General features: G+C 69.3%; 20 protein-coding genes. 6 read left to right on the top strand and 14 right to left on the bottom strand.

The genetic code is table 11. From position 1 onward, the window contains the following. Positions 1–2,377: 2,377 nt before the first annotated feature. From ACQ0O7_RS44575 to ACQ0O7_RS44555, 5 genes are all read right to left on the bottom strand, one after another. Positions 2,378–3,391, bottom strand: a complete 1,014-nt coding sequence (locus ACQ0O7_RS44575; RefSeq protein WP_430792000.1) for an AraC family transcriptional regulator — start codon at positions 3,389–3,391, stop codon at positions 2,378–2,380. A gap of 10 nt (positions 3,392–3,401) precedes the next feature. After that, positions 3,402–3,776, bottom strand: a complete 375-nt coding sequence (locus tag ACQ0O7_RS44570) for a phospholipase (RefSeq protein ID WP_430791999.1) — start codon at positions 3,774–3,776, stop codon at positions 3,402–3,404. A 29-nt stretch (positions 3,777–3,805) separates the two neighbouring features. Continuing rightward, entirely contained in the window at positions 3,806–5,197 is a 1,392-nt protein-coding gene (locus ACQ0O7_RS44565) for a DUF4331 domain-containing protein (protein WP_430791998.1), read from the bottom strand. A 28-nt stretch (positions 5,198–5,225) separates the two neighbouring features. Further along, positions 5,226–5,510, bottom strand: coding sequence for a hypothetical protein (locus ACQ0O7_RS44560; RefSeq protein WP_430791997.1), 285 nt, complete (start codon positions 5,508–5,510; stop codon positions 5,226–5,228). Between the two features lie 105 nt (positions 5,511–5,615). Next, a complete protein-coding gene (locus ACQ0O7_RS44555) occupies positions 5,616–6,500 on the bottom strand; it encodes a lytic polysaccharide monooxygenase (RefSeq protein WP_430791996.1) in 885 nt (294 codons plus the stop codon). 88 nt (positions 6,501–6,588) lie between these two features. Here ACQ0O7_RS44555 and ACQ0O7_RS44550 point away from each other — a divergent pair, with 88 nt between their 5' ends. Further along, the gene (locus tag ACQ0O7_RS44550; protein WP_430791995.1) at positions 6,589–6,957 is read left to right on the top strand and encodes an FKBP-type peptidyl-prolyl cis-trans isomerase; all 369 of its coding nucleotides are present in this window, start codon (positions 6,589–6,591) and stop codon (positions 6,955–6,957) included. Position 6,958: 1 nt separating this feature from the next. Further along, positions 6,959–7,495: a GNAT family N-acetyltransferase gene (locus ACQ0O7_RS44545; protein ID WP_430791994.1), complete on the top strand. Its 537-nt coding sequence runs from the start codon at positions 6,959–6,961 to the stop codon at positions 7,493–7,495. A 20-nt stretch (positions 7,496–7,515) separates the two neighbouring features. Here the strand turns inward: ACQ0O7_RS44545 and ACQ0O7_RS44540 are convergent, their stop codons facing one another. Both ACQ0O7_RS44540 and ACQ0O7_RS44535 read right to left on the bottom strand, forming a co-directional pair. Further along, positions 7,516–8,400: a hypothetical protein gene (locus tag ACQ0O7_RS44540; RefSeq protein ID WP_430791993.1), complete on the bottom strand. Its 885-nt coding sequence runs from the start codon at positions 8,398–8,400 to the stop codon at positions 7,516–7,518. A 43-nt stretch (positions 8,401–8,443) separates the two neighbouring features. Then, complete coding sequence (locus ACQ0O7_RS44535) at positions 8,444–8,653, bottom strand: RNA-binding S4 domain-containing protein (RefSeq protein WP_430791992.1); 210 nt, start codon at positions 8,651–8,653, stop codon at positions 8,444–8,446. Between the two features lie 85 nt (positions 8,654–8,738). On the opposite strand from ACQ0O7_RS44535, the gene ACQ0O7_RS44530 reads away from it, so the two are divergent. Further along, the gene (locus tag ACQ0O7_RS44530) at positions 8,739–9,545 is read left to right on the top strand and encodes a DUF1775 domain-containing protein (protein WP_430791991.1); all 807 of its coding nucleotides are present in this window, start codon (positions 8,739–8,741) and stop codon (positions 9,543–9,545) included. 241 nt (positions 9,546–9,786) lie between these two features. Here ACQ0O7_RS44530 and ACQ0O7_RS44525 read toward each other — a convergent pair whose 3' ends face one another. Continuing rightward, the gene (locus ACQ0O7_RS44525; RefSeq protein WP_430791990.1) at positions 9,787–10,725 is read right to left on the bottom strand and encodes an exopolyphosphatase; all 939 of its coding nucleotides are present in this window, start codon (positions 10,723–10,725) and stop codon (positions 9,787–9,789) included. Between the two features lie 191 nt (positions 10,726–10,916). On the opposite strand from ACQ0O7_RS44525, the gene zwf reads away from it, so the two are divergent. Both zwf and ACQ0O7_RS44515 read left to right on the top strand, forming a co-directional pair. Then, positions 10,917–12,410 carry a glucose-6-phosphate dehydrogenase gene (gene zwf / locus ACQ0O7_RS44520; protein ID WP_430791989.1) on the top strand — a complete coding sequence of 498 codons (1,494 nt, stop codon included), beginning with the start codon at positions 10,917–10,919 and terminating at the stop codon, positions 12,408–12,410. 88 nt (positions 12,411–12,498) lie between these two features. After that, positions 12,499–12,843 (top strand): STAS domain-containing protein, encoded by a 345-nt coding sequence (locus ACQ0O7_RS44515; protein ID WP_430791988.1) that lies wholly within the window; start codon positions 12,499–12,501, stop codon positions 12,841–12,843. A 131-nt stretch (positions 12,844–12,974) separates the two neighbouring features. Here the strand turns inward: ACQ0O7_RS44515 and ACQ0O7_RS44510 are convergent, their stop codons facing one another. Both ACQ0O7_RS44510 and ACQ0O7_RS44505 read right to left on the bottom strand, forming a co-directional pair. Then, positions 12,975–14,213, bottom strand: coding sequence for a DUF1501 domain-containing protein (locus ACQ0O7_RS44510; protein WP_430791987.1), 1,239 nt, complete (start codon positions 14,211–14,213; stop codon positions 12,975–12,977). Between the two features lie 4 nt (positions 14,214–14,217). Then, the gene (locus ACQ0O7_RS44505) at positions 14,218–15,732 is read right to left on the bottom strand and encodes a DUF1800 domain-containing protein (protein ID WP_430791986.1); all 1,515 of its coding nucleotides are present in this window, start codon (positions 15,730–15,732) and stop codon (positions 14,218–14,220) included. 115 nt (positions 15,733–15,847) lie between these two features. Between ACQ0O7_RS44505 and ACQ0O7_RS44500 the strand changes: the two genes are divergently transcribed. Continuing rightward, entirely contained in the window at positions 15,848–16,894 is a 1,047-nt protein-coding gene (locus tag ACQ0O7_RS44500; RefSeq protein WP_430791985.1) for an ROK family protein, read from the top strand. Between the two features lie 275 nt (positions 16,895–17,169). Here the strand turns inward: ACQ0O7_RS44500 and mmsB are convergent, their stop codons facing one another. From mmsB to araA, 4 genes are all read right to left on the bottom strand, one after another. Continuing rightward, positions 17,170–18,417 (bottom strand): multiple monosaccharide ABC transporter permease, encoded by a 1,248-nt coding sequence (gene mmsB / locus ACQ0O7_RS44495; RefSeq protein WP_430791984.1) that lies wholly within the window; start codon positions 18,415–18,417, stop codon positions 17,170–17,172. Next, positions 18,414–19,949, bottom strand: a complete 1,536-nt coding sequence (gene mmsA / locus ACQ0O7_RS44490; protein ID WP_430791982.1) for a multiple monosaccharide ABC transporter ATP-binding protein — start codon at positions 19,947–19,949, stop codon at positions 18,414–18,416. Before mmsA ends, mmsB begins: the two co-directional genes overlap by 4 nt. A 71-nt stretch (positions 19,950–20,020) precedes the next feature. Next, positions 20,021–21,148 (bottom strand): multiple monosaccharide ABC transporter substrate-binding protein, encoded by a 1,128-nt coding sequence (chvE, locus tag ACQ0O7_RS44485; RefSeq protein WP_430791981.1) that lies wholly within the window; start codon positions 21,146–21,148, stop codon positions 20,021–20,023. Positions 21,149–21,174: 26 nt separating this feature from the next. After that, a complete protein-coding gene (araA, locus tag ACQ0O7_RS44480; RefSeq protein WP_430791980.1) occupies positions 21,175–22,659 on the bottom strand; it encodes an L-arabinose isomerase in 1,485 nt (494 codons plus the stop codon). Positions 22,660–22,994 lie beyond the last annotated feature (335 nt).

The following is a 22,994-nucleotide window of genomic DNA, read 5'->3' as shown; positions in this document are numbered from 1 at the left end:
GCCGGAGCGGTCTGTCCAGCCGGAGCCGCAGGGGCCGCCGGAACCGCCGGTCCCACCTGGAACCGCCGACCCCGACCGGAGCCGCCGGAACCGTCTGCCCCGTTCGCCCGGCAGGGGCCGACCGTCCGGCCAGAGCTGCCCGCCCCGCCCGGAGCCGCCCGCCCGGCCAGGCTTCCCAAGCCGCTCCCCAGCCACAACGGCCCGCCCCGTCTCCACACCAGAGACCGGGCGGGCCGTCCATTTCCGATCAGACTGCCGCCCCACCGCCCCCGCACCACGCCTCGCCGCCCCACCGCGCACTGCCGGCCCATCGCACTGCCGGCCCACCGCATCTACCGCCCACCCGCCTGTCCTGCCGCATTACCGCCCCACCCGCCTGAACTGCTGCACCACCGCCCCACCCGCCTGACCTGCGCACTACCGTCCCGACCGCATTGCTGCCCCACCGGCCTGTCATGCTGCCCTGCTGCTCTCCTTGCCCGGAGGCTTGCCCCTTCCGCAATGCTCGCCTTTCCGAATGCTCACCTCTTCCGTGACGCGCAGCCACAGCCGTAGAAACCCGCCACACCACCCAAATCGCAACCACAAAGCGAACAAAAGGCAAAATAATCCACGACTAATGACGTCCAGCGAATAAAATCTTCCCTAAATACAGGGACGCAACACAGCAGACACCAACCTCACAAATGAAACAGCCCCGCAAACTATAGTGCGGTCGAATTCAAAACCGCAAAACAGGAGGAGCGCGCCCCGCGCAAATTCGCAAAATAGCATGATACGAACACTTAGCAGCAGCCGGTCGTAACGCAATATATTTGCGATAACGCGACTCTGTCGCAAAAACCGAAAGACGCCTCAGCTGGGCGGGCGAAACGCCCGAAATAGCCGCAAGCAAGCAAGGAGCGGCAAGCTGACGGGAAGCAACTGGCAGGTTGGGAACGGCAACCAAGCGGGGAACGGCCGGCGGGCGAGATACGGCCGGCGGGCGAGGAACGGCGAGTTGGCGGGAGATAGAAGACACGGAAACAGCAGGCGGGAGAACCGAGGCTGGACAGCCGCGTGTGGTGGGCAGGCTCGCCGTGGTGGACAGGCCTAGGAAATCGGATGACTGCGAAGTTCGCTGCGACCACGACACGAGCGACCCTGGTGGCGGAGTGACAGCCGGCCGAGACGTGGCATGACACAACAGACGAGAGCACGGCTGGTGTGACATGGCAGGCCCCTGCCGGTACGCAGAACGAACCGCTGCGGGAACACCACTCGGGCCGGACGGAATCCTCGCTGGCCGCCCCACGGACCGGTTTGTCGCGAGCTGCGGCGATGCAGGCCAAGTTGCCACAGGATCGGGCTCCGTAGACCGGGCTCCATGGGACCGGGGCACCACAGGCCAGAGCTCCGCAGAACGGACTCCCACGGGCCCAGACGACTTGGACCGGGCCGCCACGGGCTCAGGCAAGGTGGACCGGGGCGGCGTGGACTGGGGCGGCGTGGACTGGGGCGGCGTGGACTGGGACGGCGTGGACTGGGACGGCGTGGACCGGGACGGCGTGGATCCAGGCGACGCAGAGCCGAGCGACGCAGAACCGGACGACGGCGCAGAACCGGACGACGCGGGGTCTGACCATTTTTCTCGTATTTTGGCGGCGCGATCTTCGAATGTTCCTGGCGCGTCCAGATTTAGGCGGCGAAGCTTTTCCGCGTGGCGGCGCTGTAAGCCGAAGTGGCGGCGGCGCTCGTGGTCTCGCCGGAAATCGTCTCGGCTTGGAGAATAGTTTCTTGCCCTTGTCCGGTCGCGTAGACCGGCAACGCTGAACAACGCCATCTGCCCCATACAAGAATCTTCCCCCATCCCGCGAGCGAAGTGTCAGAACTGGATCATGCCAACTTCCTTCCTCTTAGGTTCATGTGACGGCGCTGACAATTTATTGGGAAACCCGGACCGCCTCAGTAAATATTTAAGGGCTGCCGCTCGGCGGTATTGGCTTCTCGACGTATCTGAATGCCACGCTGCCGTCAGGACGCGGGTCAGGTGGATGTCTCGGCGCCGTTGGGCTCGGGGTGAGCGGATGGCGGGCCACGGGGGCAGGTGGGCCGCCAGATGGGGGCGTCGCGAGATGAGGTGACTCGAAAAAGGGTGGCAAGACGGCGGCGAGACAGGAAATGCCGAGACGGCGGCAAGGCCGCGTTGGCAAGACGGCGGCGGCAAGACGGCGGCGGCAAGACAGCCAGACGGCGTTGGCAAGACGGCGGCGGCAAGACAGCCAGACGGCGGTGAGGTGGGGGTGAGGTCCGGGGGTGAGGTCCGGGGGTGAGGTCCGGGGGTGAGGTCCGGGGGTGAGGTCCGGGGGTGAGGTCCGGGGGTGAGGTCCGGGGGTGGTTAGAGGCGGTTTCGTAAGGTTTGGGAAGGGGTGGTGCCGAAGCGGGAGCGGTAGGCGCCGGCGAAGCGGCCCAAGTGGGTGAAGCCCCAGCCGTAGGCAACCTCGGACACGTTTGTCTGGCCGGGGTCGCAGCGGGACAGGTCGGCGTGGACTCCGTCCAGGCGCAGGCGGCGTAGGTAGGTCAGCGGGGACATGCCCACGTGCTGGCGGAACGACTCCTGGAGGACCCGGACTCCTACGCCCGCCACCGTGGACAACTCGCGGGTCGTCCAGCCCCGGCGGGGTTCGGCGTGCATCGCGTCCAGGGCTCGTTTCACCGTTCGCGGGCGAAGAGGGCCCTGTAGTCCGGCCGGCTCCTCGCCGTACGGGTGTTCCACCGTCAACGCCAGGCCGCTGACCACCATGTCTCGCCAGCGGGCCGCCATCCGGGGGCTGGTGGACAGGGTGCCGGGCGTGATCAGTTCGCGCAGTAGCAGGCGGGCCAGGGCGGACCACGTGCGGCCGGGGCCGTCCACCAGGTCGAAACCGGTGCCCAACGGCAGCGGGGAGACGACCCGCTGGTCCAGGGCGGCGTCCAGTTCGCGTTCCAGGGCGGCGCGTTCGACCTTGACGCTCATCAGGTGGCAGGTGGCCGGCCACTCCAGTTCGATGTCGCCGGTGGGGCGGTAGACCAGCGCCCGGGTCGGGTCGGCCAGGCTGACCGTGCCCCGGTGCTGGGAGCGCAGCCGCCCGGAGAGTGGGACCAGAACGTGGTAGGCGGTCTCCAGGGCGCCGATGGAGATCCGGATGTCGGTGCCGTACCGGATCTCGCCCAGCGTCACCGGGCCGAAGGCGGCCACGTCGGCGCTGAACTCCAGCCGGCCGGGATCACCGACCGGCTCGATCTCCAGCCTGCCGTAGTACAGCCGGCGGCAGAACTCCCGGGCCTCGTCCATGTCGCCGGTGCGCAGGCCGGCGTGGGCCGGGGCGTCGGCTCCCGGCGCCGCCGGACCCGGGAGCCGACCGACTGCCATGCCGTCCAGACTAGACCGCTACCGGCGTCCTTCCGGGGACCACATTCGCCGGCCAGGTGACCTCGGCCACCGCGCCGCCACGCACGTCGACCTGGGTGAGCGGGGTGTCGTCGTCCTGCCAGACCACGTACCGGCCCTCGGCGAGGCTGTCGATGACCACGCAGTAGGTGACACCGGAGCGGACGTACCGGGCCCGGACCGCGGCGTGGGTACGCGCCGACGTGTCGTCGACCGGTGACACCTCGATCTCGTGCCCGTGCAGCCAGCTCGGGGTGTGGATGATCAGTGCGCCGATCCCGTCGCCGATGTCGAGCATCACCGTGCCCTGCCCGGACGGGGCGAGGGTGTGGTGGTGATGGTGGTGGTCGCCGTGGCCGATGCTCATGACTGTGTTCCTCCGGGGGACGCGCTGGTTCAGGACGGGTTGTTGAAACCGTCGAACGGAGTGGGCAGGAACGGGAACTTCTTGAGCAGCTTGGCGCTCACGTCGTTGATGCTCAGGCCCTGCTCGACCAGGCCCGCGGCGGCGTCCGCCTCGAACTCGGCGTCGACAAGCGGCACGGTGGCGCCGGCCACGGCCCGCAGCGAGATGGAGACCACGTCGTCGGCGATCCGCCGGCCGTTGGGGAAGCCGGCCAGGTCACCGCCGACCACACCGAACTTGTTCTCCTTGGCCGCCGGCGGGATGGCCGTGTTGAGGCGCAGCATGTCGGCCTGAACCTTGCCGGTGTTGTTCTGGAACCCGTCGATGATGCCGTCCGGGATGCCGGTGAGCAGGATCGCGAGCAGGTCGGCGCGCGGCTCCTTCTTCTTGTTCAGCGCGTCCAGGTTGTCGAAGAGACCCGGGTAGAGCACCGGCAGGAGTGCTCCCAGCTCGGGTGTGGCGACGAACTCGGCGAAGCGCTTGTCCTCGCTCGGCGGCAGGCTGTTCCACTTGTCCTTCTCCGCCATCGGGACGATGACCTCGTTGAACAGCGGGTTGCCGAGCCGGGAGACCTGCACCTGCGGGCCGACCACCACGTCGCCGCCGCCCTTGTCGCCGCGCACCTCGACCTGGCGGCGGCTGGCCGACGTCCACACGCCGATGACGGCTCCGGCGTCCTTGGCCCGGACCCGCTTCTTGCCGTCGCGGCGCACCATGTCCAGCGGGACCTGGATGGCGATGCTGTGCACGTTGGTCTTGTCGGTGGCGTTGACGGCCTTGCTGGCCGCCGCGAACAGGTCCTGGCCGACCAGGTGCTTGTCCCGGAAGGGGCGCAGCACGGCGAGGTCGAAGATCGAGCCGAGGTCGACGAAGAAGGCGTCGGCGCGCTGGCCGGCGAAGACCTTCTCACGGCTCTTCAGCTTGTGGACGGCGTCCTCGGCGAGCTTGGCGTAGTTCGGGATGGAGACCCGGCCGACGTTGGCGGGCGGGCACGGCAGCTTGTTGGCCAGGACCGTGCTCTTGCCGTTCTTGTCGACCTTGGTGACCGAGTAGAACTGCCGGCGGTTCCAGTTCTCGTCGTCGAGCGATTTGATCTGGCCGGTGTTGTAAAGGAACGTCTTGTCGTTGCGCAGTTCGGTACGGAACCGGAACTGGTAGGTGATGTCCGGCCGGGCGTCACCGTTCGCGTCGATGTGGATCTCGTACAGCACGTCGTCGCCGAACTCGAAGAAGTTCGGGCCGCTCGACGGGAGCTGCAGCGGCACGTAGTTGGCGATGATGGTGACCGTGTCCGGGTCGTCGGGGCTGACGAACGCGTACAGGTCGGAGCTGTCGGCGACCGGGTCCTTGCTGATTTCCGGCGCTTCGCGGTGAGAGGACATGCTCGGGGTTTCTCCTGTCGAGGAAAGGTCAGCGTCCGGCGGCTTTGAGAAGCCGGTTCACGAGGTCCTTGTCGGTGACGACTGTGGACTTCTCCCCGGAGAAGACTTCGATCGTGCCCTTCTTGACATCGCGCAGAGAGATCACCAGGGGGGCGCCGTCGTCGTTGCTCTCGGCGGACGACTCCCCGGCGAGGCTGAGTCCTGCCACCGAGACGGCGGAGACACCCACACCGGTCGCGGCGAGTGCCAGCACACGGCGGCGGGACAGCCACGAATTGGTGCGGCCCGGTGCGCGGTAACGAACACGACTCATGCTTGGCCTTTCGTCGTTTTGGGGGGCCTGACAGGCGATGCATCGTCGACGCCCGGCAATACGAGATCCAGTTGCCGGCGGTTCAAAAGAATTTTTTGAGGCACCTCAATGGGTTTGCCGCCGGCGCATCCTGGATACGCCCGTACCGGCCGCTGCCAGGGCGGCGGCACCGATCGCGCCCCCGATGAGCCAGTGTCCGAGAGTGGTCATCCCGGTGTCTGCCGCCGCGACCACCGGGGCGGGCGACGCGGACGGGGTCGAGGACGGGGCCGGGGACGGAGACCGGGCCGGGGACGGCGGCGCGCTCTTCGCAACCGGAGAAGCCGGCGGCACCGCCGGGCCCGGGTCCGGGAAGACCAGATCCGAGCACGAGTAGTACGTGTCCGGGGTGCTGGACGTCTCCCACACCACGTACAGGATGTGCCGTCCGGTCCTCTGGGGAAGTCTCACCTTCATCCGGTACGACCCACCGGTCAGCGGCGGATCCTTGATCTCGTCCAGCTTCGTCAGGTCGTCCCAGGCGAGCTCGCGGTCCGGCTCGAAACCGCGCTCGGTCAGGAAGAGCCGGAACGACCCGCGATGCGGAATGGTCCCCCGGTACGCGATCCTCAGGTTCTGCCCGGACTCGACCTCGGTGGCCGGGAAGTCGTCGCGGGCCAGGTCGAGTCCACGGTAGGCGGGCAGCCCGCCGGAGCAGAGCTTCCCGTCCGGCACCCGTTTCCGGTCGTCGGCGACGTTCGCGAGCCGCAGATTGTCGTACGCCCCGAGGAACCCGCCGGTCGCCTTGAGGGCGGCTTTGCAGGCGGCCGTGTCGCGTCGTGTCCCGTTGCCGGCGCAGGCGGTGTTGCGGCTGATCGGTGTGGTCGGTGAGCCGTGCGCGAGGGCGGGTGACGGCAGCCCGGGTACGGCCGCCGCGGCCAGCAGCCCGGCGGCGGCGAGGTGGCGGACGTGCATGAGGATCTCCAGGTGGGCGGCGGTGGGAAGAGCCACCCGTGGGTACGGACTTCAGGCACCGCTCGTTCACCGGCCTCCGGGCTGTGATTGCATGGCCGAGTCAGGTGAGAAATCTGGAGGATTCATGAGCAAGCCCGATGTCGGCACCATTCCCGACGCCCCCGCCACCGAACTGGTGATCGAGGACATCGCCGAGGGTCAGGGCCAGGAGGCCAAGGCCGGCGACTTCGTGAGCGTCCACTACGTCGGTGTCGCCCAGTCCACGGGCAAGGAGTTCGACGCCTCCTACAACCGGGGCGAGCCGTTCGGTTTCCGGGTGGCCGGCCAGCAGGTCATCGCCGGCTGGGACCAGGGTGTCGCCGGTATGAAGGTCGGTGGCCGCCGCAAGCTGATCATCCCGCCGCACCTGGGCTACGGCTCGCGGGGCGCGGCCGGCGCGATCAAGCCGAACGAGACCCTGGTCTTCGTGGTCGACCTGCTCCAGGTCCACTGAGATGAGGCGGTCCGGGGCGGTGCGTACCGCCCCGACCGCCGACCTGTCCGGCGCCGAGCGGTCGGCGATCCGCGGGCTGCTCGATCTGGCCTTCGACGGTGGTTTCGACGACCACGACTGGGATCACGCGCTCGGCGGCCTGCACACGCTGGTGGTCCGGGACGGGTCGGTGGTCGCGCACGGTTCGGTGGTGCAGCGCCGGTTCCTGATCGAGGACCGGCCGGTGCGCTGCGGGTACGTCGAGGCGGTCGCGGTGCATCCGGCCCATCGCGGCCAGGGGCTGGCCGCGATGGTGATGGCCGAGGCGGAGAGGCTGATCGACGGCGGGTACGACCTGGGCGCGCTCTCCGCCTCCGACTCAGGGCGCGGGCTCTATCTGGCCCGGGGCTGGGTGCCCTGGCCGGGCCCGACGGCGGTGCTGTCCCCCGCCGGGGTGGTCCGCACCCCGGAGGACGACGACAGCACCCTGGTACGCCTGGCGACCGGCCCCGCCGGCGGCACCCTGGTCTGCGACTGGCGCGACGGCGACGTCTGGTAGCAGCGGCTCCTCGATCGGGGTCACGCCTGCCTCTTCAGCGAGTCGCAGGAGGTCTCGTCGGGCAGCAGCGGCCGGAACACGATCTGGTACTTCTTGCCGGCCGACTCCCACGGGGTGCGCGCGTTCGCCTTCTCCGCGAGCTTCCACACCGCGTCCTTGTCGGCGCCCTCGACGGTCAGGCAGTCCACCTTCGGCTGCTCGGTGAGGGCCGGGCCGGGCAGTGCCGGGCCGGGCCAGGCGACCGCGGCGCCTCCCGCACCGTCACCGGTGTCCTGGTAGGGCTGGGCCAGCACGGCGAGTGCGGCCGGCTGGTACGGCTTGGCGGCCGGGCTGGTGGCCTCGGCGAACAGCCGGTCCAGGGAGGCCAGGAACTCGGTCAGCTTCTTCCGGGCGGCGTGCTGCTCGGCGGTGAGCGACGTGTCGTCGGGGGCGGCCTCGTTGAGGGCCACCACCTCGACGCTCTGCTCACCCTCGGCGGTGACCACGCTGATCCGGGTGCTGGGGATGTCGGCGACGTTGGGGGTGCCGAAGTCGCCGCCGGACTTGACGCCGGCCGCGAGGGCCTCGGTGGTCAGCTTCTCGACCTGCTCCGGGCTGAGCGTGATCACCTGGAGGTTGGGCAGGGCCGGGCCGGGATAGATGGCCGGGACCGGGCCCTCGCTCAGCGCCCGCCCGTCGGCGTAGACGCTGAACCGGGGGATCCGGCCGGGGATGGACTCGGCGGGGACGAAGCCGCCGCGGTACTCCACGCGCAGGGCGATGGTGTCCGGGCCGGCGGTGGTGCTCTCGGTGACCGGTGCCGCACCGGGCGACCCGGCCTCGTCGGCGGTGCCGGGCCGGGCGCACGCGCCCAGCATGAGCAGGGGGAGGGCGGCGGCGGTCAGAAGGCCGCGGTTGATGGTCATGTCAGGTCTGACGAGGCGGCGGCCGCTCAGGTTCCGGCAATTCTCAAGAAACCACCCGGGCTTTCCGTCCGAGCACCTCCACCACGTCACCCGGATGGAGCTGACGGCCGCGCCGGGTGTCGATCTCGCCGTTGACCGTCACGTCGCCGGACGCGATGAGGATCTTGCCCTCGCCACCGGTGTCGATGAGATCTGCCAGCTTGAGGAACTGTCCGAGCCGGATCATGTCGCCGTCGATGGGCACGTCACGCATGCCGTCATTCTCCGCCACGAGATCTTTTGTGAAAACTTCTGGGGTCACGTTGAACCATCCCGGCCGGTGATCCGAACTACATGTCGTGAGCTATCTGGGGATGGCCCGCCGTGCGGGCGTGATGACCGCTGTGACCGCTGTCGGTGTGCTGGTGGCCGCCGCTCCGGCCACGGCTGATGTGACGGTGAGTCCGGCGAGTGCGCCGCAGGGCAGCGGAGTGAGCCTGGACTTCAAGGTGACCAACGAGGGCACCGCCCCGATCACCGAGGTGACGCTGAGGATTCCGGCGGACACCCCGATCGCCGAGGTGTACCCGCTGTCCATCGACGACTGGGCGCCGCGGCTGACCTATCAGAAGCTGCTGAAGCCGATGGACAGCGTCCACGGTGGCGCGCCGGTGACCGAGGCCGCGAACGCGATCACCTGGGTGGCGGTGAACGGCACGACGATCGCGCCGGGACAGTCCGCCGAGCTGCGGGCCGCGCTCGGGCCGCTGCCGTCGCTGAGTTCGATGCGGTTCTCGGTGGAGACGAAGTACGCCGACGGCAAGGCCGGCCCGGTGATGCCCGCGTCGATGACGCTGACCCCGTCGGACGGCACCCAGCCGGTGTCGCACCACGGTGGTGGCACCGCGGCCGGGCCGTCCGCCGAGGATCTGGCGTTCGCCGCGATCGTGGCCGAGGCGGAGAAGGGCCCGTCCTGGATGTCGGTCTCCGGCTGGATCGTCGCGGTGCTGGCGCTGCTCGGCGCCGGGTGGGCGCTGCTGCGCGGCCGGCACCGGGCCGAGGAGGAGCCGGGCGAGCCGGAGGACAAGCCGGCCGACGAGGTCACCGAGGACAGGGAACCGGTGGGCGCCGGCACCGGCGACAGCAAGTGGGCGTTCAAGGGTTGAGAGATCTTCCTGCAGGCCGGGTCCTGCACATGGGAAGAAAGGGGTGTCGCTCGCGACGGCGGAGACCGTAACCGGCTTCCGTTCGCGAACGACATCCACCTCGCGCGGGTGGGCGTGAGGGCGTCGTGGTGACGCGCGTGGGGCGCACCGCCACGACCAGCGGGTGGGGCCCGGGCAAGGCCCGTGATCCGCGTGCCGCACGGGTGGGGCTGTCCGACAGCCCCGCCCGTGCGGTCGAAAGTCAGACCGTGACCACGCGCTCGGTCCGCAGCGCGTCGATGATCTCCTGCTGCACCCGGTCCGACTCGTCGTGCGGCACCTGGCAGGTACCGGCCGCGAGGTGACCGCCGCCGCCGTAGCGCAGCATCACCTCGCCGACGTCCACCGGTGACGTCCGGTCCAGGATCGACTTGCCGCAGGCGAACACGGTGTTGAGCTTCTGCCGGCCCCAGATGATGTGCACCGAGACGCGGGCCTCGGGGAACAGCGCGTACACCATGAAGCGGTTGCCGGCCTCGATCACCTCCTCGTCGCGCAGGTCGACGATCACCACGTCGCCGTCCATCCGGCAGACCCGGTGCAGCTGTTCGACGAACCGGGTGGAGCACTCGTGGAACAGTTCGGCCCGTTCCACCACGTCCGGCAGCGCGAGGATCTCGCCGACGTCGTTGTGCTCGATGCAGGCGTCGATGAGCTGCATCATCAGCTGGTAGTTGGAGATCCGGAAGTTGCGGAACCGGCCCAGCCCGGTGCGGCTGTCCATCAGGAAGTTCAGCAGCGTCCAGCCGGTCGGGCTGAGGATGTCGGTGAGCGAGTAGTCCGCCGAGTCGGCCTGGTCCACCGCCAGCATCAGCTCGTCGGTGACCTTGGGGAACCGCTCCCGCCCGCCGAAGTGCTCGTAGATCACCCGGGCCGCCGACGGCGCGTCGGGGTCGATGACGTGGTTGCCCCGCTCCCCTTCGTTGCGCAGGGTCTCCGAGTGATGGTGGTCGAAGACCATGGAGGCCCGGCCGTCGTACGGCAGATTCGTCAGGATGTCCCGGTCGGTCACATCGACGACGCCGTCCTGGACGTCCTTCGGATGCACGAACAGGATGTCGTCGATCATGTCGAGATGGCGCAGGAGCACGGCACACACGAGCCCGTCGAAGTCACTTCGGGTCACGAGCCGGTACTTCACGGGGTCCCCCTCCGTTGCCAGACCTTTGAGCCCAGTTTGCCACTTTTTTCGCGTTAGCCCGGCCTGCATCGAATTGTGTACGTGTTCACCGCCACTTCGTCCCGCTTTCCAGGAAGCGGGTGAACTCTTCGGGGCCCCTCCGCCGTAAGGTCGAACGGACGGTTACGACCCGGTCGGAGGACACGCAGAAGATGGACCACGCACCTCAGCTCATCCAGGAGCGCAGCGCCCCACCAGCCACTCTGGTGATCTTCGGCGCCTCCGGTGACCTCACCCGGCGCAAGCTCCTCCCCGCCGTGGAGAACCTCGCCCGCCACGGCCGCCTGCCCGACCAGTTCGCCCTGGTCGGTGTCGCCCGCACACCGATGAGCGACGACCAGTTCGCGGAGAGCGCGCTCGGCGGCCGCAGCCTGGCGGAGAAGCGGCAGCTGGCCGGTGGGGTGCGCTACGTGGCCGGCGGCTACGACGACCCGGAGACCTACAAGCGCCTGGCCGAGACGCTCGACGAGCTGGACGCGATCCGGGGCACCTCGGGCAACCGGCTGTTCTACCTGTCCACCCCGGCCGGCGCCTTCGAGCCGGTGATCAACGGGCTGGCCGGCGCCGGTCTCAACCACGCGCGGGAGGGCTCCTTCGCCCGGCTGGTGATCGAGAAGCCGTACGGGCGGGATCTGGCCACCGCCCGCGAGCTCGACGGCATCGTGCACCACGCCTTCGAGGAGCACCAGGTCTTCCGGATCGACCACTACCTGGGCAAGGACACCGTGCAGAACGTCCTGGCCCTGCGCTTCGCCAACTCGATCTTCCAGCCCATCTGGGACCGCTCCTGGGTCGACCACGTGCAGATCACCGTGGCCGAGACGCTCGGGGTCGGCACCCGTGGCGGGTTCTACGAGCACGCCGGCGCGATGCGCGACATCGTGCAGAACCACGTGCTCCAGGTGCTCGCGCTGGCCCTGATGGAGCCGCCGGCGTCGTTCGAGGCCGAGGGCCTGCGCAACGAGAAGGTGAAACTGCTCCAGGCGATCCGGCTGCCCACCGACCGGGACATCGCCGACGCCGCGGTCCGCGGCCAGTACACCCGCGGCGGCACCCGTGAGGAGCTGATGGCCGGCTACCGCGAGGAGGTCGGGGTCGACCCGCTGTCGCGCACCGAGACGTTCGCGGCGATGCGGCTCAACGTGGACAACTGGCGCTGGGCCGGGGTGCCGTTCTACGTGCGTACCGGCAAGCGCCTGCCGGCTCGTCTGACCGAGGTGGCGCTGCAGTTCCAGCGTCCGCCGCACCTGCCGATCCCCACCGACCAGCTGACCGGCCTGGACGCGGACGCCCTGATCCTGCGCATCCAGCCGAACGAGGGCATCTCGCTGCGGTTCGGCGCCAAGGTGCCCGGCCACTCGTTCCGGGTGCGGACGGCGAGCATGGAGTTCTCCTACGACCAGACGTTCGTCGAGGAGTCCCCCGAGGCGTACGAGCGGCTGCTCCTGGACGCTCTGATCGGTGACGCGTCGCTGTTCATCCGCAGCGACGAGGTGCAGCACAGCTGGCGCATCGTCGACCCGATCATCGAACACTGGAACCGGGACACCTCGCCGATCCCGACGTACGAGGCGGCGTCCTGGGGCCCGACCGACGCGGACCGGCTGATCGGCCGCAACGGCCGCAAGTGGCGCAACGCGTCCTGAGTGGCGCAACCTGCGTAGTGAGGCGGGCTCGCATAGGGTGAACATCGATCCCTAAGCGGGCCCGCTCCACCCAGAGAGACAGACGAACATGCAGGTATCGGTCGCGCATCATCCACCGAACACGGCCGTCCTGGTCCTGCGCGGATCCCTCGACATCGACACCGCGCCGGCCCTGAAGGCCAATCTGAGCCGCCTCGTCGAACGCCCCACCCCCCGGGTGGTGGTGGACGTGTCCGGCCTGGACTTCTGCGACTCGATGGGCGTGGGGGTGCTGGTCACCGCCCATGGCCGGGCCGCCGAGAGGGGTGGCTGGGTGCGTCTCGCCGCCCCGTCGGGATTCCTGCGCAGGCTGTTCGACACCCTTGGTCTCAGCGACTACCTGCCGATGTTCCCGGACGTGCCGGCCGCCCTCAAGGACGGCGAGCCCGGCTGACGTTCGCGTGCCGCTTTACGGCTCGATTCGAGCCGTAAAGCGGCACGCGAACTCCGGGCGGCACGCGAACGCCCAGCGGCACGCGAACTCCGGGCGGCACGCGGACGCGCGGCGGCACGCGGACGCCGGGTTCAGCGGGCGGTGGCCAGGCCGAGCGTGGACGGTTTGACGCCTCCGGGGAACACCTCGGCCAGGGAGCCCAGGCCGCAGCGCTTCTGCAGGACCTCGCCGATCACCGAGCGGTAGTCGGTGGTGACCGCCAGATCGCCGTCGGCCAGCGCGCCCGGCCCGAGACCGGGCCAGGCGCCGTACACCCGGCCGCCCCTGATCCCACCACCGAGCAGCATCATCGCGTTGCCGTGGCCGTGGTCGGCGCCCTTGGAGCCGTTCTCCCGGACCCGGCGGCCGAACTCGCTGACCGTCAGCACGGTCACGTCACGCATGGTGGCCTCACCGAGGTCGGTGACGAAGGCGTGCAGCGCGGCGGCCAGCGCGGCCAGGTTGTCGTACATCCGCTGGCCCTTGACCGCCGCCCCGAGCCCCTCGTGCATGTCCCAGTCGCCGCAGTCGACGGTGGCGGTGACCAGCCCGGCCTTCGCCCTGATCAGCCGGGCCACGTCGCGCAGCGCCGCGCCCAGATCGGTGTCCGGGTACGCCGCCCCGTTCGCCGGGGTGACGGCGCCCGGGATCCGGGCGGTGGCGCTCAGCGCCCGGTCGGCGGCCAGGGCCGGACCGGACAGTACGGCCGGCGCGCCGGAGTACATCGCCCGCAGCGCCGCCGCCATCGGCTTCTTGCCGGCGGCGGCCAGCTGGAACTCGTCGATCCCGGTCATCGACACGTCCGGCGCCGGTCCGGCCAGCAGACGCGACGGCATCGCGGCGCCCATCGAGACCGCGGACAGCGGGCCGGACGCGCCGGTCAGGCCGAGCATCCGGTCCAGCCAGCCGGTGCGCACCGCGCTGCCGGGCGCGGCGTTCTCCATCGCCTCCATCGCGGCGAAATGCGACCGGGTCGGCTTCTCCTGCCCGACCGCGTGCACCGCCGCCAGCTTCCCGGACCTCCAGTGCGGCAGCAGCGGCGCCAGCGCCGGATGCAGGCCGAACATGCCGTCCCCGGCGAGGACCATCGATTTCGGTACGGCGATCCGCGGCCGCAGCCGGTAATAGTCGTCGTCGCCGATCGGGGCGAACGCGGAGAGCCCGTCGAATCCGCCGCGCAGCGACACCACCACCAGGGTGTCCCCGGTGTAGGTGCCGTCGGCGAACGCCATCCGGGTGCTCAGCCCCTCGGCGGCCAGCCCGCTCAGTGCGGCGCCGGCCCCCACCAGCAGCCCACGGCGGGAGATCTCGCAGCACTCGGTCACGGTCATGTGATCACCTCAGCTGGAAGGACGGCGAGTCGAGGACGAGAGCGATCAGGTACGGCGCGGCACCGGTCAGCTCCTTGTCCGCACCGGTCAGGGGACTGGTCGGCAGCTTCCCGGCGACACTGAGCACCGCCGCGGTGTGGTCCAGGGGTAGTTTCACCCCCAGCAGCCGTACGGCGATCGCGTCCACCAGGGCGCCCCAGCTGCCGGGCAGCACCGGCACCAGCGAGCGCAGCAGGTCGGCGGGCCGGGTCAGCTGCCTCGGGTACCAGCCGGTGGCCAGGTTCAGGTGCAGGTTGCAGCGGGCCAGGAACGCCGACGGGGACGCCCAGGCGGCGGCGGAGTCCGGATACCCGTTCGGCGCGCTCCAGCGGAACGGGGCGTGCCCGGCCGACACCAGATGGTTGTAGAGCGCGTCCAGGGACTTCACCCCCGACTCGTCGGGGCCGAGGCCGAGGACGCGTACCGCGGCGATGGTGTCCTCGAACGGGGTGCGGATCTTCTTCCCGACCGAGGCGGCGAACTCCGGCGACAGGAAGAGCGCGCGCAGCACCGGCGCGATCGCGGTGTCGGACTCCCGGTAGACCTTCGCCAGCCTCTTCACCAGGGCGGCGGGCGGCTCGTCGGCGACGAACCGGACACACAGTTTGCGGGCGATCCGCTCGGCGGTCCGCTCGTGCCGGGCCAGGTGCTCCAGGAAGGCGCACGCGGCGGCCTCCCCGTCGGCGGCGGCGTTGGCGTGCCGGAACCCGAGCACGTCGACGGCGCCGGTGGCGTGCAGCGACGCGTCGTAGACGTAGCCGCCGGACTTCCCGACGGTCATCCCGGTCAGCAGGCGGGCCACCACCGGCACGTCCCGTTCGGCGTAGCCGTCCAGGCCCACCGTGTGCAGTTCCATCAGCTCGCGGGCGTAGTTCTCGTTCGGCAGCGCCTTCGACGACGACCGCTGGTCCAGGTAGGTCAGCATGGCCGGGTGGCGGGCACTGGCGGTCAGCATGTCGGCGAACCGGCCGAGCGCGTGTGCCCGGATCACCGTGCGGTCGTAGTCGGCGCGGGTGTCCCACACCCCGCTGGACGGGGCGGTGATGTGCAGATGGTTCGCCCAGAAGGCCACCGCCTGCTCGAACAGCTGCCGCTCGCTCCACGCGGCACGGGCGATCGCGGCCCGGCCGAGCTGCTTGAACGCGTCGTTCTTCGCCTTGCCCGCGCGTACCGTGGCGGGGGTGGCCCCGGCCAGCGGCAACCGTGCCAGGACCGCGTCACAGCGGCCGTCGTCGATCCGTCCGGGTGCCAGCTGCCGGTCCAGCCAGCCCGCCGCGCCCAGCTTCCGCGCCTCGGCCAGCGCGGCCGGCGTCGCGCCGAAGGTGGCCCGGCGCAGCAGGTGGGCGATCGGGTCGCCGTCCAGTTTCAGCACCGGGGCCGGGGCGGCCGCGGCGGGGGCCGCGACGGCGAGACCGGAGGCGCTGAGGGCGACGGTGGCGACGGAACCGGCGAGCACGGTGCGGCGGGTCGGTCTGGTCATGCAGATCCGTTCGGTCCGGGGGCCGTGCGGAGTCACGGCCGCAACCGTGACTAACGAAGCCGCAATCCCCGCGCACCCGTTACCGGAAACGGTGTCAGCATCTAGTCTCAAGACCGTGGATCAGGCAGATACGGTACGTACCCCGTCCTCCTGGGTCGTCGTCGGACTCGACAACGGCGGCACCTGCAACAACGCCACCGTGCTCGACGCGACCGGGCAGTTCCTCGTCAACAATCTGGTGGAGAACCCGAGCCGTGTCCTCGAGGGGCCGGAATCCGCGGTCGAGGCCCTCGCCGAGGCGTTCGGCAACATCCTCGAACTGACCAGCACCCCGCTGTCGCTGGTCCGCGCGGTCGGGCTGGACACCCCCGGACCGGCCAGCGCGCACGGGGTGATCTCGTCGAAGGGCGCCACCAACTTCAACCAGGTGTCCTGGCACGGCTTCGACATCCGCGGCGCCCTGGAGACCCGGCTCGGCCTGCCGGTGGTCTACAACAACGACGGCAACGCCGCCGCGCTGTACGCCCACCACCAGCACTTCGGCGCCGACGCGGCGGCACACTCCTCGGTGTCGGCGATCGTCGGCACTGGGCTCGGCGGCGGGGTGGTCGAGGCCGGCCAGGTGGTCCGCGGTGCGGCCGGGATGGCCGGCGAGCTGGGCCACGTGCAGATCCCGCTGCTCGGTGTCCTCGAGGACGGCCAGCCGGTGCCGCTCTGCAACTGCGGCTTCGCCGGGGACGTGGAGAGCATCGCCTCGCTGACCGGCATCCGGAACAACCTGCTGCCGTACTGGCTGACCCGTTTCCCGGACCACCCGCTGGCCGCCGAGCCGGTCGCGGTCGCCGCCAAGGCGCTGCGCGGCTACGGCGAGAAGGACGATCCGCTGGCCCTGGCCGTCTTCGGTCAGCAGGCCAAGGCGATCGGCAAGCTGTTCACCATCGCCGCCAACTTCACCGACCCGTCGGCCTACTTCCTCGGCGGTGGGGTGGTGGAGGCCTCCGCGCACTTCCGGCAGTGGTTCCTCAACACCGTCCGGGAGAACACCGAGCTGCGCGACGAGCAGAAGGCGGTGGCGGCGTTCGCGCTGGTCCCGGACCGGGACATGGCCGGTGCCCGGGGAGCCGCGGTGGCCGCCCTGACCGAGGCGACGGCCGCCGGCTGACGTGTCTCTCTGACTGACCACTCCGCGCCGACCGCTTCTCCGGCCCCTTCTCCCCGGCCACCGCATTCGCCCGGCGGTCGCCGGGCGGTCCGGTGTGCCGCCCGGGTCGCGCGGACGGGGCAGGGCTGCCCGATCGTCGTGGGCCCGTGGGGCGTACCCCCATCGGGTCTGGATTCCCGGTCGTGCGCGAAGAAAGGGCCGGCGCTCCTCCCAGGGAGCACCGGCCCTCGCCGTCCCGGTCAAGGCCCTGTCCGGGACGAACTTCTATTCGGCGCCTACTTGGCACCCGCGGTGCGGCGCTTGGACCACACGTCGAAGGCGACCGCGCCCAGCAGGACGACGCCCTTGACGAACATGACCGTCTCGGTCTGCCAGCCGAGCAGGCCGGCGCCGTTGTTGATCACGCCCATGATCAGGCCACCGGTGATCGCGCCGACCACCTTGCCGACACCACCCTGGACGGCGGCGCCACCGATGAACGCGGCGGCGATGGCGTCCAGCTCGAAGCTGTTACCGGCGGTCGGGCCGGCCAGGTTCAGCCGGCCGGCGAAGATCAGGCCGGCCAGCGAGGCCAGCACGCCCATGTTGACGAACAGCCAGAACACCACCGACTTGACCTTGACGCCGGAGAGCGTCGCGGCCTGCAGGTTGCCACCGACGGCGTAGATCTGACGGCCGAACACGGCCCGGTTGGTGACCAGCGTGTAGCCGACCACCAGGACGGCGAGCAGGATCAGCACCCAGGGCAGGTTGCGGAACCGGGCGAGCTGGACCACCAGGAACATCACCAGTACGGCCGGGGCCAGCACCTTGAGGCCGAACAGCCAGCCCGGGTCGACGGCCTGGTTGTACCGGATCCGGGCGTTGCGGGTGCGGTACTGCACGAACACCATGCCGGCCACCACCAGCAGGCCCACGATGATGCTGAACAGGTCAGCGCCACCCAGCGGGCCGAGGGCGATGTTGTTCAGCCAGCCGGGGGTGAAGCCGTTGGCGAGAGTGCGGACGTCCTCCGGGAACGGGCCGATGCCCTTGTTACCGAGGATCCGGTAGGTGATCGCGCGGAACAGCAGCATGCCGGCCAGCGTGACGATGAAGGCGGGGATGCCGAAGTACGCCACCCAGTAACCCTGGAAGGCACCGATGAGCGCGCCGAAGGCCAGGGTCGCCAGCACCGCGATCGGCCAGGGCAGGTTCATCTCGACCATCAGGACCGCGGCGAACGCGCCCGAGGCGGCCACCACCGAGCCCACCGACAGGTCGATGTGCCCGGCGATGATGATCAGCACCATGCCGATCGCGAGCACCAGGATGTACGAGTACTGCACGATGATGTTGCTGAGGTTCTGCGGGGCGAGCAGGTCGCCACCGGTCGCCACGGTGAAGGCCACGACGATCAGCGCGAGGGCGATGTAGATACCACTCTGCTTCAGGTCGAAGTTGACCTTCCGCGGCGCCTGGCCCTGAAGCCCGTTCGGCCCCTTGCCGGTTGCTATACCGGCGCTGCTTGGTGCGGCCGTCACGGCGCTACCTCCTGTACTTCCTTCGTCATGAGAGTCATCAGGCTCTCCTGCGTGGCCTCGGCACGCGGCACCTCGCCGGTGATCCGGCCGGCCGAGAGGGTGTAGATGCGATCACAGATCCCGAGCAGCTCGGGCAGCTCGGACGAGATGACCAGGACGGCCTTCCCCTCGTCGGCGAGCCGGTTGATGATCGTGTAGATCTCGTACTTCGCGCCGACGTCGATGCCACGGGTCGGCTCGTCCAGGATCAGCACGTCCGGATCGGTGAGGATCCACTTGGACAGCACGACCTTCTGCTGGTTGCCGCCGGACAGCTTGCCGACGACCGCCTCGACGTTCGGCGCCTTGATGTTCATGCTGCCGCGGAACTCGTTGGCGACCCGGTACTCCTCGTTGCCGTCCACCCAGCCGCCCTTGGCGAGCTTGCCGAGCGCGGCCGCCGAGACGTTGCGCTTGATGTCCTCGATCAGGTTCAGGCCGTACCGCTTGCGGTCCTCGGTCGCGTACGCGATGCCGTGGTCGATCGCCTCCCGCACGTTCCGGGCCTGGATCTCCTTGCCGTCCTTGATCAGCCGGCCGGAGATGTTGGTCCCGTACGACCGGCCGAAGACGCTCATCGCCAACTCGGTACGCCCGGCGCCCATCAGGCCGGCCAGCCCGACGATCTCCCCGCGACGGAGCGTCAGATTGGCCTTGTGCACCAGGGCCCGGTCCGGCTGGGTCGGGCTGTAGACCGTCCAGTCCACGATCCGCAGCGCCTCCTCGCCGATGGTCGGCGTGTGCTCCGGATAGCGGTGGTCCATGTCCCGGCCCACCATGCCCGAGATGATCTTCTCCTCGGTGAGGTTGACGGTGTCCTCGGTCCAGATCGTCTTACCGTCCCGCAGGATGGTGACCCGGTCCGAGATGGCCATCACCTCGTTCAGCTTGTGCGAGATGATCACACAGGTGATGCCCTCGTCACGCAGCCCGCTCAGCAGGCGCAGCAGGTTCGCCGAGTCCTCGTCGTTCAGCGCCGCCGTCGGCTCGTCGAGGATCAGCAGCTTCACCCGCTTGGAGAGCGCCTTGGCGATCTCCACCAGCTGCTGCTTGCCGACACCCAGCTCGATCACCGGCGTGACCCCGCGCTCGGCCAGGCCGACCCGGCTCAGCAGCTCGTCGGCGGCGGCGTTCGTCTTGTTCCAGTCGATCCAGCCACGGGTCGCCTGCTCGTTGCCGAGAAAAATGTTCTCCGCGATGGAAAGATTCGACGCGAGTGCGAGCTCCTGGTGGATGATGACGATGCCGCGATGCTCGCTGTCGCGGATGCCGGAGAACTTGCAGGGTTCGCCCTCGAACTCGATGTCCCCCTCGTAGGTGCCGTGCGGGTAGACACCCGAGAGCACCTTCATCAGGGTCGACTTGCCGGCCCCGTTCTCCCCGCAGATGGAGTGGATCTCTCCCCTGCGTACTTCCAGGTTGACGTCCTGCAGCGCCTTGACGCCCGGGAACGTCTTGGTGATGCCGCTCATCCGCAGGATCGTGTCGGTCATGCCAACCCTCCTTGGGCCGGTGAGGGCCGCGCCCCACCCGTAGACCAGCCGGGCGGGGCGCGGAACCCGGATTACTTCAGCTGGTCAGCGGTGTAGTAACCGCCGTCGACCAGTTCCTTCTGGTAGTTGTCCTTGGTGACGATCAGCGACTCGAGCAGCTGGGCCGGAACGACCTTCACGCCGTTGTCGTAGTCCTTGTCGTTGTTCGTCGTCGGGGTCTGGCCCTTGAGGATCGCGTCGGCCATCTCACCGGTGGTCTTCGCCAGCTGGCGGGTGTCCTTGTAGATGGTGGAGTACTGCTCACCCTTGATGATCGACTTGACCGAGGCGAGCTCGGCGTCCTGGCCGGTGACGATCGGGTACTTGCCGCCGGTGCCGTAGCCACCCGACTTCAGGGCCGACAGGATGCCGATCGAGATGCCGTCGTACGGGGAGAGAACGCCGTCGACCTTGGTGTCACCCTTGTAGGTGGAGGTCAGGATGTTCTCCATGCGCTTCTGGGCGGTCTCCGGGTCCCAGCGCAGGGTGGCCACCGTCGCGAAGTCGGTCTGGTTGGACTTGACGACCAGGGTGCCGTCCGCGATGTACGGGTCCAGGATGCTCTTGGCGCCGTTGAAGAAGAACGTCGCGTTGTTGTCGTCCGGCGAACCGGCGAACAGCTCGATGTTCAGAGGGCCCTTCTTGTCGGTCTTGCTGCCGTCCGCGTTGACCAGGCCGAGACCGGTCAGCAGCGAGGTGGCCTGCTGCACGCCGACCTTGAAGTTGTCGAACGTCGCGTAGTAGTCGACGTTCGGGCTCTTGCGGATCAGGCGGTCGTACGCCAGCACCTTGATACCCGCGGCCGCGGCGTTCTCCAGCTGGCTGGAGATCGCCTCACCGTCGATCGAGGCGATGATCAGCAGCTTGGCGCCCTTGGTGATCTGGCTGTCCAGCTGCTGGGTCTGGGTCGGGATGTCGTTCTCCGCGTACTGCAGGTCGACCTTGTAGCCCAGGCCCTCGAGCTGCGACTTGAGGTTGTCGCCGTCGGCGATCCAGCGCTCCGAGGAACGCGTGGGCATGGTGATGCCGATCAGGGCACCGGTGTTGTCGCCGCCGGCGGCGGCTTCCTTGTCAGCGGTCTTCTCCGCGTCGCCACAAGCCGCCATGGTGGCGGTCAGCGCGACCGCGGTGAAAACGGCCGCGAGCCGGTTGAATTTCACGGTGGATCTCCTCTTTGAGAACGGTGTTACAGGGGGCGGGCCAGGCGGTGGTACGCCTGGTTCCAGCGCACGCGGTCGGAGAAGTCGGCCGGAGTCGTGCGCTCATCGATCATCAGCAATTCGGTCTGGACCATATCCGCGAAATCACGCAGAGTCTCGGCCCCGACTGCTTGTGTCAGCACAGTGTGATGCGGACCACCAGCCATGATCCAACACTCGGCCGAGGTGGACAGCGACGGGGCGGGCTTCCACACGGCGCGGGCCACAGGCAGGTTCGGCAGCGGCTCGTCCGGCGGAATCACCTCGATCTCATTCGCGACCAGCCGGAACCGGTCACCCATGTCGGCCATGCCCATGACCACCGCCGGGCCCGGGGCCGCGTCGAAGACCAGGCGCACCGGGTCCTCCCGGCCACCGATCCCCAGCGGGTGGATCTCGGCCCGCGGTTTCGACGACGCGATGGACGGACAGACCTCGAGCATGTGCGCGCCGAGGATCTTAGGCTCGCCCGGCCCGAAGTGATAGGTGTAATCCTCCATGAATGAGGTCCCGCGCCCGGTTCCGGAACCCATCGCCTTCACCGTGGTCACCAGGACCGAGGTCTTCCAGTCGCCCTCGCCGCCGAAGCCGTAACCGTCCGCCATCAGGCGCTGCACGGCCAGACCCGGCAGCTGGCGCAGGCCCCCCAGATCCTCGAAGTTGGTGGTGAAGGCGCCGAAGTCGCCCTCGGTCAGGAACTGGCGCAGACCCGCCTCGATCCGGGCCGCGTACCGCAGCGACTCGATCCGGTCGCCGAGCAGCGACGCGTCCACCTCGAACAGATCCCGGTACTCCGCGACCAGCTTGTCGATCTCGGCGTCCGCCACCCGGTCCACGACCTCGACCAGATCGTTCACGCCGTACGTGTTGACCGAGACGCCGAACTTCAGCTCGGCCTCCACCTTGTCACCCTCGGTGACCGCCACGTTCCGCATGTTGTCACCGAACCGGGCCAGCCGCAGCCCGCGCACATGCTGCAGACCGGTCGCCGCCCGCGCCCACGAATCGATCCGGGCGATCACCGTGGGGTCGGCGACGTGACCGGCGACCACCTTGCGCGGCACGCCCAGCCGGGCCTGGATGAAACCGAACTCGCGGTCGCCGTGCGCGGCCTGGTTCAGGTTCATGAAGTCCATGTCGATGGTCGACCACGGCAGCGACTGGTTGTGCTGGGTGTGCAGGTGCAGCAGCGGCTTGCGCAGCGCGTCCAGGCCGCCGATCCACATCTTCGCCGGGGAGAACGTGTGCATCCAGGCGATGATGCCGATGCAGTTCCGGTCGGCGTTCGCCTCCAGCATGACCTGCTTGATCGCGCCGGCGTCGGTGAGCACCGGCTTGGTGACGATCTCGGCGCCGGACAGGCCCTCGCCCAGGGTCCGCTGGATCTCGGCGGACTGGTCGGCGACCTGCTGCAGGGTCTCCGGGCCGTAGAGATGCTGGCTACCGGTCAGGAACCAGATCTGCGGTTTCATCGGCATTCCTTCGTTCGATGGTTCAGGCGGACTCGATGCGACGCCGTCCCGTCCGCAGTGGTACGGCGGGGTCCGCGCGGCAGAACGCGGGCACGGACCATGACCGACTTGTCGATCTTACGTGTGCGGAAGCCCCCGAAATCGCCCGTTGAACCTTTTTCAACCAGGCTTCCAGCCCTCGGCCGCCGGCTCGGCGGGCAGTTCCGCCCCACTTGCCGTGTCCGGGCACCACCCGTTCCGGCCCGGGCCGGGCATTCCGTCCCGGCGGTTCCCGCGGCGCCCGGGATTCCCGTCCCGGCCGTTCCCGCGGCGCCCGGGATTCCCGTCCCGGCCGT

It is taken from the genome of Actinoplanes sp. G11-F43 (genome assembly GCF_050589265.1).
Taxonomy (GTDB): Bacteria; Actinomycetota; Actinomycetes; order Mycobacteriales; family Micromonosporaceae; genus Actinoplanes.
The sequence above is the reverse complement of the archived record's forward strand: the minus strand, read 5'-3'. Positions and strand labels throughout refer to the sequence as shown.

Coding starts and splice junctions, on each gene's coding strand:
- ACQ0O7_RS44575 (WP_430792000.1), bottom strand. CDS start 3,391: ATGGCAGTCGGTCGGCTCCCGGGTCCGGCGGCGCCGGGAGCCGACGCC.
- ACQ0O7_RS44570 (WP_430791999.1), bottom strand. CDS start 3,776: ATGAGCATCGGCCACGGCGACCACCACCATCACCACCACACCCTCGCC.
- ACQ0O7_RS44565 (WP_430791998.1), bottom strand. CDS start 5,197: ATGTCCTCTCACCGCGAAGCGCCGGAAATCAGCAAGGACCCGGTCGCC.
- ACQ0O7_RS44560 (WP_430791997.1), bottom strand. CDS start 5,510: ATGAGTCGTGTTCGTTACCGCGCACCGGGCCGCACCAATTCGTGGCTG.
- ACQ0O7_RS44550 (WP_430791995.1), top strand. CDS start 6,589: ATGAGCAAGCCCGATGTCGGCACCATTCCCGACGCCCCCGCCACCGAA.
- ACQ0O7_RS44545 (WP_430791994.1), top strand. CDS start 6,959: ATGAGGCGGTCCGGGGCGGTGCGTACCGCCCCGACCGCCGACCTGTCC.
- ACQ0O7_RS44540 (WP_430791993.1), bottom strand. CDS start 8,400: ATGACCATCAACCGCGGCCTTCTGACCGCCGCCGCCCTCCCCCTGCTC.
- ACQ0O7_RS44535 (WP_430791992.1), bottom strand. CDS start 8,653: ATGCGTGACGTGCCCATCGACGGCGACATGATCCGGCTCGGACAGTTC.
- zwf (WP_430791989.1), top strand. CDS start 10,917: ATGGACCACGCACCTCAGCTCATCCAGGAGCGCAGCGCCCCACCAGCC.
- ACQ0O7_RS44515 (WP_430791988.1), top strand. CDS start 12,499: ATGCAGGTATCGGTCGCGCATCATCCACCGAACACGGCCGTCCTGGTC.
- ACQ0O7_RS44510 (WP_430791987.1), bottom strand. CDS start 14,213: ATGACCGTGACCGAGTGCTGCGAGATCTCCCGCCGTGGGCTGCTGGTG.
- ACQ0O7_RS44505 (WP_430791986.1), bottom strand. CDS start 15,732: ATGACCAGACCGACCCGCCGCACCGTGCTCGCCGGTTCCGTCGCCACC.
- mmsA (WP_430791982.1), bottom strand. CDS start 19,949: ATGACCGACACGATCCTGCGGATGAGCGGCATCACCAAGACGTTCCCG.
- araA (WP_430791980.1), bottom strand. CDS start 22,659: ATGAAACCGCAGATCTGGTTCCTGACCGGTAGCCAGCATCTCTACGGC.